19 protein-coding genes are annotated in these 14,767 nt (G+C 35.4%); 10 read left to right on the forward strand and 9 right to left on the reverse strand.

What is annotated here, in order from left to right:
* Nucleotides 1-36: 36 nt before the first annotated feature.
* Complete coding sequence (locus ACMGE9_RS07335; protein ID WP_414044467.1) at nucleotides 37-726, forward strand: HAD family hydrolase; 690 nt, start codon at nucleotides 37-39, stop codon at nucleotides 724-726.
* Between the two features lie 87 nt (nucleotides 727-813).
* On the opposite strand, the gene ACMGE9_RS07340 is transcribed toward ACMGE9_RS07335, so the two are convergent.
* Complete coding sequence (locus tag ACMGE9_RS07340) at nucleotides 814-1,476, reverse strand: deoxynucleoside kinase (RefSeq protein ID WP_414044468.1); 663 nt, start codon at nucleotides 1,474-1,476, stop codon at nucleotides 814-816.
* Nucleotides 1,451-2,071: a deoxynucleoside kinase gene (locus ACMGE9_RS07345; RefSeq protein ID WP_414042158.1), complete on the reverse strand. Its 621-nt coding sequence runs from the start codon at nucleotides 2,069-2,071 to the stop codon at nucleotides 1,451-1,453. The genes ACMGE9_RS07340 and ACMGE9_RS07345 overlap by 26 nt, the downstream gene beginning before the upstream one ends.
* A 90-nt stretch (nucleotides 2,072-2,161) precedes the next feature.
* Here ACMGE9_RS07345 and tadA point away from each other — a divergent pair, with 90 nt between their 5' ends.
* Together tadA and ACMGE9_RS07355 are read left to right on the forward strand one after the other, a co-directional pair.
* Nucleotides 2,162-2,617: a tRNA adenosine(34) deaminase TadA gene (gene tadA / locus ACMGE9_RS07350; protein ID WP_414044469.1), complete on the forward strand. Its 456-nt coding sequence runs from the start codon at nucleotides 2,162-2,164 to the stop codon at nucleotides 2,615-2,617.
* A gap of 75 nt (nucleotides 2,618-2,692) precedes the next feature.
* On the forward strand, nucleotides 2,693-3,559 hold the full coding sequence (locus tag ACMGE9_RS07355; RefSeq protein WP_414042159.1) for a Cof-type HAD-IIB family hydrolase: 867 nt from the start codon (nucleotides 2,693-2,695) through the stop codon (nucleotides 3,557-3,559).
* A gap of 672 nt (nucleotides 3,560-4,231) precedes the next feature.
* On the opposite strand, the gene ACMGE9_RS07360 is transcribed toward ACMGE9_RS07355, so the two are convergent.
* The 5 genes from ACMGE9_RS07360 to thiD all read right to left on the reverse strand — a co-directional run bounded on the left by ACMGE9_RS07360 (nucleotide 4,232) and on the right by thiD (nucleotide 7,685).
* Nucleotides 4,232-4,789: a sugar O-acetyltransferase gene (locus ACMGE9_RS07360; RefSeq protein ID WP_414044470.1), complete on the reverse strand. Its 558-nt coding sequence runs from the start codon at nucleotides 4,787-4,789 to the stop codon at nucleotides 4,232-4,234.
* 6 nt (nucleotides 4,790-4,795) lie between these two features.
* On the reverse strand, nucleotides 4,796-5,674 hold the full coding sequence (gene folE2, locus ACMGE9_RS07365; RefSeq protein WP_414042160.1) for a GTP cyclohydrolase FolE2: 879 nt from the start codon (nucleotides 5,672-5,674) through the stop codon (nucleotides 4,796-4,798).
* Between the two features lie 16 nt (nucleotides 5,675-5,690).
* Nucleotides 5,691-6,353 carry a bacillithiol biosynthesis deacetylase BshB2 gene (bshB2, locus tag ACMGE9_RS07370; RefSeq protein WP_414042161.1) on the reverse strand — a complete coding sequence of 221 codons (663 nt, stop codon included), beginning with the start codon at nucleotides 6,351-6,353 and terminating at the stop codon, nucleotides 5,691-5,693.
* Between the two features lie 12 nt (nucleotides 6,354-6,365).
* Complete coding sequence (locus tag ACMGE9_RS07375; RefSeq protein ID WP_414042162.1) at nucleotides 6,366-6,722, reverse strand: YojF family protein; 357 nt, start codon at nucleotides 6,720-6,722, stop codon at nucleotides 6,366-6,368.
* A 132-nt stretch (nucleotides 6,723-6,854) separates the two neighbouring features.
* The gene (thiD, locus tag ACMGE9_RS07380; RefSeq protein ID WP_414042163.1) at nucleotides 6,855-7,685 is read right to left on the reverse strand and encodes a bifunctional hydroxymethylpyrimidine kinase/phosphomethylpyrimidine kinase; all 831 of its coding nucleotides are present in this window, start codon (nucleotides 7,683-7,685) and stop codon (nucleotides 6,855-6,857) included.
* A 107-nt stretch (nucleotides 7,686-7,792) separates the two neighbouring features.
* On the opposite strand from thiD, the gene ACMGE9_RS07385 reads away from it, so the two are divergent.
* Genes ACMGE9_RS07385 through ACMGE9_RS07395 form a run of 3 tightly spaced genes read left to right on the forward strand, consistent with a single transcriptional unit; the run spans nucleotide 7,793 to nucleotide 9,139 of the window.
* Nucleotides 7,793-8,449, forward strand: coding sequence for a uracil-DNA glycosylase (locus ACMGE9_RS07385; RefSeq protein WP_414042164.1), 657 nt, complete (start codon nucleotides 7,793-7,795; stop codon nucleotides 8,447-8,449).
* On the forward strand, nucleotides 8,449-8,757 hold the full coding sequence (locus ACMGE9_RS07390) for a DUF5327 family protein (RefSeq protein ID WP_414042165.1): 309 nt from the start codon (nucleotides 8,449-8,451) through the stop codon (nucleotides 8,755-8,757). The genes ACMGE9_RS07385 and ACMGE9_RS07390 overlap by 1 nt, the downstream gene beginning before the upstream one ends.
* Before the next feature lie 19 nt (nucleotides 8,758-8,776).
* Nucleotides 8,777-9,139: a DUF423 domain-containing protein gene (locus ACMGE9_RS07395; RefSeq protein WP_414042166.1), complete on the forward strand. Its 363-nt coding sequence runs from the start codon at nucleotides 8,777-8,779 to the stop codon at nucleotides 9,137-9,139.
* A gap of 39 nt (nucleotides 9,140-9,178) precedes the next feature.
* Here the strand turns inward: ACMGE9_RS07395 and ACMGE9_RS07400 are convergent, their stop codons facing one another.
* Both ACMGE9_RS07400 and ACMGE9_RS07405 read right to left on the reverse strand, forming a co-directional pair.
* Entirely contained in the window at nucleotides 9,179-9,313 is a 135-nt protein-coding gene (locus tag ACMGE9_RS07400; RefSeq protein ID WP_414042167.1) for a hypothetical protein, read from the reverse strand.
* Between the two features lie 66 nt (nucleotides 9,314-9,379).
* The gene (locus ACMGE9_RS07405) at nucleotides 9,380-10,729 is read right to left on the reverse strand and encodes an APC family permease (RefSeq protein ID WP_414042168.1); all 1,350 of its coding nucleotides are present in this window, start codon (nucleotides 10,727-10,729) and stop codon (nucleotides 9,380-9,382) included.
* 196 nt (nucleotides 10,730-10,925) lie between these two features.
* On the opposite strand from ACMGE9_RS07405, the gene ACMGE9_RS07410 reads away from it, so the two are divergent.
* From ACMGE9_RS07410 to ACMGE9_RS07425, 4 genes are all read left to right on the forward strand, one after another.
* Entirely contained in the window at nucleotides 10,926-11,879 is a 954-nt protein-coding gene (locus ACMGE9_RS07410; RefSeq protein WP_414042169.1) for an ABC transporter permease, read from the forward strand.
* Nucleotides 11,872-12,825, forward strand: a complete 954-nt coding sequence (locus tag ACMGE9_RS07415) for an iron chelate uptake ABC transporter family permease subunit (RefSeq protein WP_414042170.1) — start codon at nucleotides 11,872-11,874, stop codon at nucleotides 12,823-12,825. Before ACMGE9_RS07410 ends, ACMGE9_RS07415 begins: the two co-directional genes overlap by 8 nt.
* Entirely contained in the window at nucleotides 12,818-13,624 is an 807-nt protein-coding gene (locus ACMGE9_RS07420) for an ABC transporter ATP-binding protein (RefSeq protein WP_414042171.1), read from the forward strand. The genes ACMGE9_RS07415 and ACMGE9_RS07420 overlap by 8 nt, the downstream gene beginning before the upstream one ends.
* Before the next feature lie 96 nt (nucleotides 13,625-13,720).
* Nucleotides 13,721-14,758, forward strand: coding sequence for a ferrated catecholamine ABC transporter substrate-binding lipoprotein SstD (locus ACMGE9_RS07425; protein WP_414042172.1), 1,038 nt, complete (start codon nucleotides 13,721-13,723; stop codon nucleotides 14,756-14,758).
* Nucleotides 14,759-14,767 lie beyond the last annotated feature (9 nt).

Raw genomic sequence — 14,767 nt, forward strand, 5'->3', positions numbered from 1 at the left:
TAATAAAGAAAACATATGAATGGAGTGTATCAGTTGGTGAAGTTAATTGTGTTTGATAAAGATGGTACTTTAATGGAGCTCGGTCACCCAATAGTGAAGCTTGCAGATGATTTAATTAATGAATTTTCAGTACGAACGAATATGCATGTGCCAAAATCTGAAATTAAAGATGCATTTGGGATAGTAGATGATAAGATTGATCAAGCAATGGGATCCAATAAAACAAAGACAATCGTATCAAGCTTAGAAAAATTACCGAACGGTGATGAGATGGTCAATTGGTTACTTCAAAAGATTGAACATTTAACGTCTGACAATGAAGAAGAAGATATTACAATAATTGAAGGTATTGCAAAGACATTAAAAATATTGCATGACAAAGGGTACAAACTTGCAATCGTGTCAGCTGATGATACTGCATCAATGGATTTATTTGTAGATAAATATAGTATCCGTGAATATTTTGATTTAATTGTTACAAGCGATTCGTCAGAGTACCATAAACCACAAAAAGAATTACTTCAAGAAATTATGAATCACTTCAATATCGCAGCAAATGATACGATGATGGTGGGCGATACCGAAATGGATATCGCACTTGGTCGTAACGGAGCGGCGGGTAAAGTGGTCGGTGTTTTATCTGGCTCGGGTGATGCTGAGGACTTGCGCAATGCAGATGTAGTGCTAGCAAGCGTTGCTGATATGGTTAATGAGCTAGATTTATAGATTGAAGATTGACACGAAGTTGATAAAAGACTTCCTAAAATAATCAAAATGGCATGATATCATTTTTTGATATCATGCCATTTTTTATTATCTTTTATGCACTTCACGGTGTGTTTCAATAACTTTTGCTATTTTTTGAATGACTGGATCAAGCGAGTGAATATCTTTATAGACATCATATTCGTTAATATTTACCCGTACGACTGGACAAGCATTAAAGCCATCTATCCATTTTTCATAACGGGCGAATAGTGAACGCCAGTATGCTTCATCTGTTTCGATTTCCATTTGACGACCACGTTCAGCAATACGATTAATGACTGCTTCGTAATCACATTCTAAATAAATCAAACAATCTGGTTTTGGGAAGTAAGGTGTCATGACCATTGCTTCATATAATTCGTAGTACGTTTTGAAGTCTTCAGCGGTCATCGTTCCGCCTTCTTCATGCATTTTTGCAAAGATATCAACGTCTTCGTAAATTGAGCGGTCTTGAATAAAACCACCACCGTATTCAAACATTCGCTTTTGTTCTTTAAATCGTTCAGCTAAGAAATATATTTGCAAATGAAAACTCCAACGATCGAAATCCGCATAAAATTTTTCTAAATACGGATTGTTATCTACTTTTTCGAAAGAAGTTTTAAAGTTTAATTTTTCTGCTAAAGCTTTCGTTAAAGAAGATTTGCCGACACCTACTGTGCCTGCGATTGTAATAATTGCATCATTTGGTATTTGGTACATTGTGATCTCCAATTCTCGCAGTAATGCGTTCTAATATTTGTTTAAAGTCTGCTTGGTTATTGACGAAATCAATGTTGGTTGTATCGATTAATAGTGTTGTGTGACTATCTTTCATCGATTCATAAACATTTTTATAATCCTCAGTTAACTTGATTAAATAGTCATCTTCTATGATTTGTTCAAAATCACGTGCACGCTTTTCAATGCGTGTCTTCAAGGTATCAAGTTCTGCTGTAAGAAAAATCGTTGCATCGGGTTTTCTAATATCTTCTGTTAAGATATCGTAAATACGAATAAATTTATCGTATTCTTTTTCGTTTAAAGTATTTCTGGCAAATACTTTATTTTTTAATATATGGTAGTCACTGACGACAGCAGTATTTTCGTTTAACTCACTTAATTCTTTGTATCGATGACATAAGAAAAACATCTCGGTTTGAAAACTCCATTTTTCAATATCAGCATAGAAGTCTGATAAAAATGGGTTTTCTTCTACGATTTCGTACATCGCAGGTACACCTAGATGTTTAGAAAGTAATGTTGTTAAAGAACTTTTGCCGACACCAATAGGACCTTCAATTGCAATATATAAAGGTGTCATATTAATCTCCTCTAATGTAGAATAAAATAGTATATGTATTGTAACACAAATTAATATGAGGTGGACGAAAATTTGAATCATGAAATTTATATGAACTTTGCGATTGAAGAAGCGAAGAAAGCTTTAGCAATAGATGAAGTACCAATTGGTGCCGTTATTGTACACCATGGAGAAGTGATTGGAGCAGGATATAATACACGAGAATCTGAACAAAATCCAATCCATCATGCAGAGATGATGGCGATTCAAAAGGCAAGTGAGCATCTTGGGTCATGGCGATTAGAAGAATGTGTATTATATGTCACACTGGAACCTTGTGTGATGTGTAGTGGTGCGATTGTGATGAGTAGAATACCAATAGTAGTATACGGTGCACATGATCCTAAAGGTGGATGTAGTGGTAGTTTAATGAACTTACTGAATCAACCAACATTTAATCATCGTGCAACTGTTATTAGCGGGATTTGCCATGATGAGTGTAGTAGATTGTTAACGGATTTCTTTAAATCACTTAGAAATAAAAAATTACTCAAAAAACAAAAATGATTTAAGAGTGATTAATTTTAGATAATACTTTAATTTTTTGTTAAACTAAAGATATTCAAACAAGGAGATGAGCCCATGATAAAACTAATTGCGACAGATATGGACGGAACGTTACTAAACAGTGCTCACGAAGTATCAGAAGAAAATATCAAGGCGATTCAGTACGCACAATCCAAAGGAGTAACAGTTGTTATTGCGACGGGACGTGCTTTTTATGAAGCGAACACACCAATAAAGCCGACAGGACTCAAAGTCCCCTTTATTTGCTTGAACGGTGCTGAAGTGCGTGATGAGGAATTTAATATAATGCACACTTCTAAGTTAAGTGACCAGCAGATTAAAGACGTCACATCAATCTTAGATAAATATGATTTGTATTACCAAGTGTATTCAAGTGCCAGAATTTATACAGAAGATAAAAAGAAAGACTTACAAATTTATTTAGACATCGCAGAGAAAATGGGTCATACACCAGACGTCGAAAAAATCCGTAACTCGATTCAAAAACGTATTGATAACGGTTCACTAAAAGAAGTTTCAAGTTATCAAGAAGTATATGATCGTGACGGCGAAATTGTAATGAAATTTTTAGCGTTCTCAAGTGACTTAGAAAAATTAGATGCTGCAAAAGCTGAACTACGTACATTTAAACACTTAGCCGTATCAGCTTCATCACGTGGTAATATCGAAATTACGCATAACGATGCACAAAAAGGAATAGCATTAGAAGCAATTTGTGAAAAATTGCAGATTGATATGAATCAGGTAATGGCTATTGGTGATAATTTAAACGATATCTCAATGATTGAGAAAGCAAAATATTCTTACGCAATGGAAAACGGTACGGAAGAAGTCAAAGCAGCAGCGAATTATATGGCGGGTTCAAACGAAGAGAGTGGTGTAGGACGTGCGATTATGCAAGTGATGAATGAGGAAGTATAGAATATAGTTGCAATCAATGTGGACAAGTCCGATATCGGACAAGTCATAAAAAAAATCAGTCGATATGATAAAACAAGTCCGATATACACCTGATATCGGACAAGACCATAAATAAAATTAGACGATATGATAAAACAAGTCTGATATACACCTGATATCGGACAAGACCTTAAAAAAATTAGTCGATATGATAAAACAAGTCCGATATCCCCCTGATATCGGACAAGACCATAAATAAAATTAGTCGATATGATAAAACAAGTCCGATATCCCCCTGATATCGGACAAGACCATAAAAAAATTCAGTCGATATGATAAAACAAGTCTGATATACACCTAATATCGGACAAGACCTTAAAAAAATTAGTCGATATGATAAAACAAGTCCGATATACACCTGATATCGGACAAGACCATAAATAAAATTAGACGATATGATAAAACAAGTCTGATATACACCTGATATCGGACAAGACCATAAAAAAATTCAGTCGATATGATAAAACAAGTCTGATATCCCCCTGATATCGGACAAGACCACAAATAAAATTAGACGATATGATAAAACAAGTCCGATATTCGTCTGTTATCGAACAATAAACTACATTCTATTTCATATTTAAACCATAGAAAAGGGATGACACTCAACTTAGTGTCATCCCTTTTCTAATCTTATTCAATCACTTGGATCACACGAGCTGGAACACCTGCAACGACAACATTATCAGGAATGTCCTTCGTTACTACGGCACCGCTGGCAATAACAACATTATCACCAATCGTCACGCCTGGATTAATAACACTACGACCACCAATCCAGCAATTATCGCCAATCACTACAGGTAATGCATACTCCTTACCGCTATTGCGTTCTGTTGGGTCTATGGGATGCGTCGCCGTATAAATATGTACACCGGGAGCAATCATACAGTTGTCACCAATCTTCACCGGTGCAACATCTAAGATTGTCAAATCATGATTTGCATAAAAATTCTCACCCACATGAATATTATAACCATAGTCACATCTAAAGTCGGTTTCTATCGTTACATTTTCCTTTGTCGATCCAAGAATGGTTTTGATACGCTTTTTACGTTCATCTGCTAGGTTCTCAGGTGTATTATTATATGCTCGAACAGTAATCTTGGAATTGATACGATCGTTTTTCAATTCAACATCTTCAGGATTGTACATTAATCCTGCAATCATTTTCTCTTTCTCCGTCATAATGCTCACCTATTTCTTATAAGTTAATCTCGCAAAAGCATCGTGCTGGTGAATCGATTCTTCATTACGGCATTCAATTGTAAATCCTTCAATGAATTCTAATTCCACTAGATCAGCTGCAATTAAACGAAGTAAGTCTTCAACGAAACGTGGGTTTTCATATGCACGTTCAGTCACTGATTTCTCATCGGTACGTTTTAAGATAGGATATAACATTGAGCTTGCATTGACTTCCATTGATTCTAATATCTTCTCTTTGAAGTCTGTTGGTAATTCACTTTCCGGTGCAAAGTCAGCTTTAACTGTTACTATTCCACGCTGGTTATGCGCAGAGTATTCGCTGATTTCTTTAGAACATGGACATAATGTAGTAACCATAGCTGTTACAGTTAATGATTTACTCACTGTCTTTTCATCTGCTACTGTCATCGAAAATTTAGTGTCGGCATGGCCAACCGCACGTAAATTAGTGACAGGACTGAAACGGTCGAAAAACCATTTCGCATCTACATCTACTGTAGCATTTTTTTGGTGCATTACTGTTTGAAGAGTAATTAAGACGGCTTTTAAAGTATCAAAATCAAGTGCTAAGCCATTATCGTAATGTGCTTCTAAAGATTCTAAAATACGGCTCATGTTAATGCCTTTTTCATCCTTCGCTAAATGCGTAGAAAGACTAAAATTACCAGCCGTTTGATAGCCATTTAAACGAACGGGGTACGTTAAATTTTTAATGCCTACGTGATCGATTTCAAATAAAAAGTCTTTTTTTGAGCTTTGAAGGTCTGTCATTTTTTCTTTCTCAGTAGGTTTAGTCCCTTTTATTGGGTCTACTGATCCGAAATGTTTCCAACGACCTTCACGCGTATTTAAATTATATTGATTCATTTCATTCTCCTATTGTTTAAACTTCATATTGATAGAAGCGTTCAATTCTAAGCCACATATCTTTTGCTGCTTCAGCTTCTTGTGTATTCGCTGCCAGATTCTCTAACATCGGGCCAGTTTGTGATGCATGCGCACCGAGTACGTTCATTTTTCTTTCTTCGTATTCCGCAATATCAATGATTACATTAGGCTCACCAATATTTTCTACCGCATCATTACTGAAAGCTACTAAATGTAAGTTAGGTCTTTCACCATCCATACGGCGTACCGCTTCAACAACTGCATCAGCAGTTGCTTCATGATCCGGATGGACTGAGTAACCTGGATAGAAAGAAATAATTTTTGAAGGATTTAATTCATCAATTAAACCTGTGACCATTTCAACTAAATCATCAAGTAATTCGAATTCTAACGTTTTGTCACGGTAACCCATTTTTCGTAAATCGGTTATACCCATCACACGACATGCATCTTCTAATTCTTTCTCACGAATTTTAGGAAGTGTTTCACGAGTTGCGAACGGTGGGTTTCCTAAGTTACGTCCCATCTGTCCCAAAGTTAAACATGCATATGTTACAGGTGTGCCTTCATTGATGTGTTTCATAATCGTACCTGATACACCGAATGCTTCATCATCCGGATGAGGGAAGATTACGAGTACTTGTCTTTCTTTTTCCATCTCTATTTCCCCCTATACTTCAAATGGCGTTTCGCTTATTTCAAGTGCCGCTGCAAGCTGACCTTGATAGTTTAATCCAGCCATTAAGAATCGACCTTGTGTGTCAATTTCAAAATGCGTTAAACCTTGTACATAAATCCAACCACCATCTAATTTTAAACCGACACGGAATGGCTCTTTGCCACCCCCTGTAATAATTCCTTGTATATATGATACTTGAATATTGCGTAAGAATGTACCTGCATTGAACACCTTTTCATCAAAGTGACTTGCGTAAGCACCATTGGTAGTCTCTACGTGTAAATACACAGCCTTGTTTTGAAATTGATTCAAAAGCTCTTGTACTTGTTGTTTTTCGATTAATTCCATATTCATTGCTCCTCAAAGTTTATACTAGACTATTTTACTAAATAAATTGTAAAAATTATACCTTTTGAGCTCGGTAATGATAAAAGGGTAAAAAAGCTGAGACAATTTGTCTCAGCTAAATAAAAATATAAATTATACTTCTTTCGTTGATACTTCGATTTCCTCTACATTATTGTAAGCACCATGTTGTACGGGTCCTACGAATTCATTCATCTTCCAGCCATGTTTAATTGCTGAAGCGACAAATCCTTTCGCAGAGATAACAGCTTCGCGAGGTGATTTACCTAATGCTAAGTTAGCTGTAGTTGCTGCTGCGAATGTACATCCAGCACCGTGGTTATATGAAGATTGGAATTTATCCGTTGTAAGTAACGTGTAAGTTTCTCCATCGAAGTATAAATCTAATGCTTCGTCAGATTCTAACGCTTTTCCACCTTTAATGATCACGTGTTTTGCACCACGATCATGGATAATCTTAGCAGCATCTTTCATTTGATCAATTGTCGTTAATTTACCTAAACCAGATAATTGACCCGCTTCGAACAAGTTCGGTGTTACTACAGTTGCAAGTGGTAATAAGTATTTAATCATCGCATCAGTATTGCCTGGGTTAAGCACTTCGTCTTCACCTTTGCATACCATAACAGGGTCTACTACAAAAATTTGCGCATTAGAATCTTCGAAAGCTTTCGCAGCACGTTGAATAATTTCTTCTGTACCTAACATTCCTGTTTTGATTGCATCAGGTCCAATCGATAAAGCTGTTTTGATTTGTTTATCTAATAATTCTATTGGTAATGGTGTTACATCGTGTCCCCAAGTTTCTGGATCCATTGCTACTACTGCAGTTAATGCTACCATACCGTACGTGTTATATTCTTGGAAAGTTTTTAAATCAGCCTGCATCCCCGCTCCAGCTGATGTATCCGATCCTGCAATTGTTAAAATCTTTTTTAAGCTCATGATTCATTTCCCCTATAAAGTTATTTGTTATATTATCATATCATTAATATGAATTTTTAAAAATAAATTAATGCCAAGGTATGATACAATTTCATAGAGGTGAGTATATGGATTGGCAAACGATATTTCACAAAATAAAAACGTCTTATGATTTTTCGGAAATGGATGCATTTTTAGATGATGCTTTTGCTACAAAAACAATTTATCCACCACGAGATACAATTTATAATGCCTTCACTTTAACCCCGTTTGAAGCGGTTAAAGTTGTCATCATTGGTCAGGATCCATATCACGGTCCAAATCAAGCGCATGGATTAGCTTTCTCTGTACAACAAGGAACGAAATTACCTCCTTCACTCCGTAATATGTACCAAGAACTTGAAAGTGATTTAGGGATTACACGACTCACTGGAGATTTAACATGTTGGGCAAAAGAAGGCGTCTTACTTTTAAACAGAGTACTTACTGTAGAAGAAAAGAAAGCAAACGCACATAAAGGTATTGGGTGGGAACAATTTACGAGCGCAATTATTGAAGCGGTCTCTGAACATAAAGACCACGTCGTATTCGTGTTGTGGGGGAGTCCTGCACAGAAATTATCCCAATTTATTGATACTGAAAAACACACTATTATTAAAAGTGTCCATCCAAGTCCATTGAGTGCATATCGAGGATTCTTCGGCTCTAAACCATATAGTCAAGTGAATGAAGATTTACTAGCGCATGGTTTAACACCAATCGACTGGGCGAGGGAGGAGTTATAATGAACGATAAATTAATCGAACAATTATCACATGAAATTCAAAATTTAAAACAAGTAAATAGCAATGCAGCGTTTAACAAACACTTATATGCTATTGAAATGTTAGCGCGCTTCGGGCAAACTGAAGAGAGTGGTGTTACAATGCCACAAACACCTGTGCAACCGACACAAGTGAGTAACAGTACTGGCCCGCACTCAGGGATAACACAAGAAGAGTTAAGAATGATGGGTGCAAAAGTCGTATCGAATGACAATAAGGTAATAACAGATGATGGATTCGGTAACGGCGATTCAATTTTTGATTTTTAATAATTAGGAGGAAATAAAAATGAAGTTATTTTTAATTATTGGAGCAATTAATGCCATGATGGCAGTTGCCTGTGGAGCGTTTGGTGCCCACGGTTTAGAAGGTAAGTTAAGTGAAAAATACATGGGTATTTGGGAGAAAGCTACAACATATCAAATGTATCATGCATTAGGATTACTTGCGATTGGTATATTAAATGGGACAACGAAAATGAACTTAAACGCAGCAGGTTGGATGATGACATTTGGTATTGTGTTCTTCAGTGGTTCTTTATACATTTTAGCTTTAACACAAATCAAAATTTTAGGTGCTATCACACCAATCGGTGGTGTGTTATTCATCGCAGGATGGGTTGCATTAATGCTAGCGGCAATTAAATTATAAGAAAAAAAGGGGCTAACGCATATGCGTTAGCCTCTTCAATTATTTATTATTAACTTGGCTTTCTTGCGCTTGTGGGTTTGCTTGTTGCGCACGTGCACGGTTATCTAATTGTTTTTTTACGATTGGAATAAGGATAGGGCTTAATTTAATAATTAGTCTAATAAATTTATTCATGTTTGTTTGCCTCATTTCTATTAGTTGTTTAGTTATATATAACCCAAATTAGAAGTGTTAAACATGCTAATGTTTGTTTCTTAAAATAAAATAGAACGGAATACCTATGACGACAAATAGTACACCAAGCATTGACCCAATGAAGTCGCTCATTAAAGTACTAACAATAATGAAAGCTCCACCAAGTAAAGCTACGATTGGAATAATCGGATATAGCGGAACTGAGTAATCACGTTTCAATCCTTTATTGCGTTGTCTCAATAAGAATAAGCCAATAAATGCTGCAATATAGAAGATATAAATAATAAATATACATACTTCTGATAAATAGTCGGCATTTACGATGTCAGGAATTAAGATTGTTAGCATTAATAAAATCATACTGATGACATAAACCGCAACTAAAGCGCCAACCGGTGATTTATATTTAGGACTGACATAACTTACTGATTTTGAGAATGGCAATAACTGATCATCAGCCATCGCGAATGGAATACGTGGAAACGTCATGATTTTCCCGTTTAAGCAACCAAAGATGGAAATAATAACACCAATATTTACAATTTTAGAACCAAAGTCCCCAAATAAAATCTTAGCTGCTTCTGCTGAAGACGTATTACCCAAACCGACTAATGTATCTGCAGGAATAACGCGGAATACGGCAACGTTTATCAGCACGTATGCTAATGTTACAACGCCTAAACCAACTAGCATTGCAAGAGGTAAGTTTCTTTTTGGATTTTTCATTTCTCCGGTTAAATTTGTAAGTAAAATCCAACCATCATATGCAAATAATGTTGCAAGGACTGCGCGTCCAAAGTTAATTTCTTCTTTGTTCTTGATTAAGCTTGTAACGTCTTGGGCAAATACACCTTCTTTACCCCATAATAAACCGAAAATGATAATCGCGAATACGGGTATCAGTTTACATATTGTCGTAAACGTCTGCATTGCACCGCCCAAACCCGTCCCCATTATATTCAGTAATACCAGGAAAGTAAAAGCACCAATACCAATCCAAATCCCTAACCCTGCTTCTAACTCAAAAAAGTTTGTAACTAAAATACCAAAGAATAAAGACAATGAAGCGATAATTGCAGGACCATAAATGACAGTTTGCATCCATCCTGTTAAGAATCCCCAGAATGGTCCGTAGATATCTCTTATATATGCATAAAGACCCCCTGTCTTTGGAATTTGAGCACCGACTTCTGCAATAGTAAGACCTGCAGCTAATGTTAAAATTCCTCCGACTACCCATGCCCAAATGGCAAGGTCGCTTGTTCCAGCATGATTTAATACAACAGAGGGTTTAACGAATACCCCTGATCCGATAATTGTCCCAATTACTACTGTTATGGCTGTCCAAAAACCTATCGTTTTCTCTAGCGCTTGTTCTCCGTGTTGCTTATCCATACGACTCACCTCTTCATGATTTTCTTATGTTCAATATATCATGAATTAAAGCGCTGCCAATATCTTTTTTAATAAATGCTATATTTTTACACCTTTTTTAAAATACATGTTGAAAATAATTCTCAGTTTGATATCATTATAAATGAAAATGTTTCTCAATGATAATTATTATCATTTATGAATGGAGCCCTTGTTAATGAAAATGATATACGGTTTTATCGTGCTAGTGCTACTTTCGATTGTTTCAATATTTGTTGGGGTGATTGATATTTCACCACAACATTTAGTGAATCTATCGGAAAATCAAAAAAATATTTTAATAAATAGTCGTTTTCCAAGAACGCTCTCGATTATTTTAGCAGGTATTGCTTTAAGTGTTGCCGGATTACTCATGCAACAACTGACACGTAATAAGTTTGTGTCACCAACGACAGCGGGGACGATGGATTTCGCAAAGTTTGGTGTCCTGATTGCGATGATTTTCTTCGCTCAAGCACCACTTCTGGTTAAGCTAGGATTCAGTATTACGACTGCAATTCTTGGAACGTTTATGTTTATGTGGATAGTTAATCGTATTAAGTTCAAAGATGCGATATTTATTCCACTTGTCGGATTAATGCTTGGGAATATTGTATCAAGTTTAGCGACATTTATGGCATTACGATTCAATGCAGTGCAAAGTATTTCAAACTTCTTTGTAGGAGACTTCTCTATGATTACAAAAGGGCGCTATGAAGTGTTGTATATCATCATTCCAATGGTGATACTAATGTACTTCTTCGCGCATCACTTTACCATTGTAGGAATGGGAGAATCCTTTAGTAAGAATTTAGGTATTTCATATAGTAAGGTGATGAATCTAGGAGTGGTTATAGCAGCGGTTGTATCTGCTACTGTTGTAGTGACAATTGGGGTATTGCCATTCTTAGGTTTGATAGTCCCCAACATCGTAGGTTTATTTGTCGGTGATCACATGAACAAAGCATTACCGTATACCGCATTACTTGGTGCAATTATCGTTATGATTGCAGATATATTTAGTCGTATTATTATCTTCCCATATGAAATACCGATTGGATTAACATTAGGTATTTTAGGTAGTGTCGTATTCATGATAATCCTTTTGAAGAGGAGAAAAGAATATGCCTAACACTACAAAAAAAGTATCCGCACTTGTAATCGTTATGATTGCTCTGATGATAGGATTCGTGATGATTCAACTGAATTTGCAAATTTTAGATTATGTATTACCCTCACGACTAAGAAAGCTTGCGGCCATTATTTTAGTAGGAGCTGCAATTGGCGTATCATCGTTAATCTTCCAGACTATTACTGAGAATCACCTGTTGACGCCATCGGTTATTGGACTCGATGCAGTATACTTATTCATCCAAACGATTATTATCTTTTTCTTTGGTAAATTAGGAGACGTGTTTTTTAATGTCTATGTAAATTTCTTTATATCAGTCATTTTGATGATAGGCTTCACACTTGGATTATTTAACATTGTTTTTAAGAAGAATACTTCCGTTTATTTTGTATTACTATTTGGAATAGTTATGGGGACATGTTTCTCAAGCCTTTCAAGCTTTATGCACATGGTAATGAATCCAGACGATTTCTTATTATTACAAGATAAATTATTCGCAAGCTTTAATACAGTAAACGAAAAATTATTACTCATTAGCTGCATTATTATTGTGATATTACTTATTTATATTTATCGACATGCTTATGAACTAGATGTATTAAGTTTGGGGAATACACATGCGACAAACTTAGGTGTAAATGTTGAAAAATTAACACGTAATATGTTACTTGTTGTAGCTATTCTAGTGAGTATCTCAACAGCACTTGTCGGCCCAATAACATTTTTAGGGATTATCGTTTGTAATGTAACGTATCAGTTTATGCAAACATTTAAACACCAATATTTAATTATTTCAGTGCTTGCCGTTTCAGGCATCACATTGTTACTTGGCCAAATGATCAATCAATACGTATTCGACGGCACAACAGAAATTACGATATTGATTAATTTTATAGGTGGAATATACTTTATCTACTTATTATTTAAGGAGGGTGCTCATGATTAAAGTACAACATTTGCACAAAACAATTGGTAATAAGGAAATCTTAAATGATATTTCCGTGGAAATAAAAAAAGGAGCTATTACAGCAATTATTGGGCCAAACGGGGCAGGTAAGAGTACTTTGTTATCAGCCATTACTCGTCTGAGTGAATATGACCAGGGTGCAGTATTTTTAAACGATGTTCCTATTGAAAAGATGAAAAGTGATGATATTGCAATGCAACTTGCGGTACTTAAGCAAAGCAATCATACAAACTTAAAAATTACAGTACGAGACCTAGTGAATTTCGGACGATTTCCATACTCTAAAGGACGATTATCAAAAGAAGATCATGCGATAGTAGATGAAGCAATTGAATACTTAGAATTAAAGCCGTTTGAGAATCGTTTCTTAGATGAATTATCAGGTGGACAGAAGCAACGTGCCTATATAGCAATGACATTAGCACAAGATACAGACTATATTTTCTTAGATGAACCATTAAATAACCTAGATATGAAACATTCTGTACAAATGATGCAACTATTACGTCGTTTAGTAAGAGAAAAACAGAAGACAATCGTTATTGTCATTCACGACATTAACTTTGCCTCTTGTTATGCGGACTATATCATTGCCTTGAAAGAGGGTGTTGTTCTACTCGATGGCAAAAAAGAAGAAGTCATTACAACTGAAAAATTAAAAGCTGTCTATGATATGGATATCCAGATTGAATGTATTTTTGGGCAACAAATTTGTGTTTATTTCGATGATGAACATATGACAGTAGATGAATTTATTGAAGAAGTACAAGTAGTATAATGTATAACATTGAAAGGAGTGTTGCTGGGTAGGTGTTAAAGTAAGGGCTAATTTTCATTGGGGAAAACAATACATATATCAAAGGAGAAATAAGGAATGAAACGTATTTTTAGCTTAGTATTAACGTTCACTTTAATTTTAGTTTTAGCAGCATGTGGTGGTACAAAAGATAATGCGAAGACAGAAGATAAAACAGCAGGAAAAATTGACAAAGTAGAAACAGTTAAAATAGAAAATAAATACAAAATGATGGGTGAAAAAGAAGACGGTAGTGATGCGAAAGATGTTGCAGAAACTATTGAGATTCCTAAAAATCCTAAAAATATTGCGGTATTTGACTATGGAACACTGGCAACAATGAAAGAATTAGGTGTTGACGGCGAAGTCAAAGGTTTACCAAAAGGTGAAGGTAATAAGAGTGTTCCATCATTCCTTGAAAACTTTAAAGATAAAAAATATGCAAACTTAGGGAATTTAAAAGAACCTAACTTTGAAAAATTAGCAGAACTACAACCAGAACTCATTTTAATTTCTGGGCGCCAAGCAAACCAAAAAGTAATGGAAGAAATGAAAAAAGCAGCACCTGAAGCTAAGATTCTTTATGTTGGTACAGATGATACAAACTATATCGGTAGTGTGAAGACGAATACTGAAAGCATCGGTAAAGTATTCGATAAAGAAAAAGAAGCAACAGCGTTAATTGAAGATTTAGACAAGAAGATTGAAGAAGTAAAAGCAATGACTGAAAAGTCAAAAGATAAAGGGTTATTTATCTTAGCAAATGAAGGTGAGTTATCTGTATTTGGAAAAGGTGGTCGTTTCGGATTTATCCATGATGTATTAGGCGTTAAAGAAGCGGATGAGAAGATTCAAGCAAAAGGTCACGGACAAGTGATTAACTTTGAATACATTAACAAAACAAACCCAGATATTATATATGCGATGGACCGTGGTATAGCGGTTGGTGGGAAATCTTCTGCGAAACAAGCGTTAACAAATGATGTTATTAAAGACGTTAACGCAGTAAAGAATGATAAAGTGGTAGAAATAGATCCATATTTATGGTACTTCTCAGGTGGCGGAGCTGTTACAGTGAAGAAACAAATCGAAGAAGTAGAAAAAGCTTATAAATAAGTACGAAGC

It is taken from the genome of Macrococcus animalis, from assembly GCF_047425875.1.
Classification (GTDB): Bacteria; Bacillota; Bacilli; order Staphylococcales; family Staphylococcaceae; genus Macrococcoides; species Macrococcoides animalis.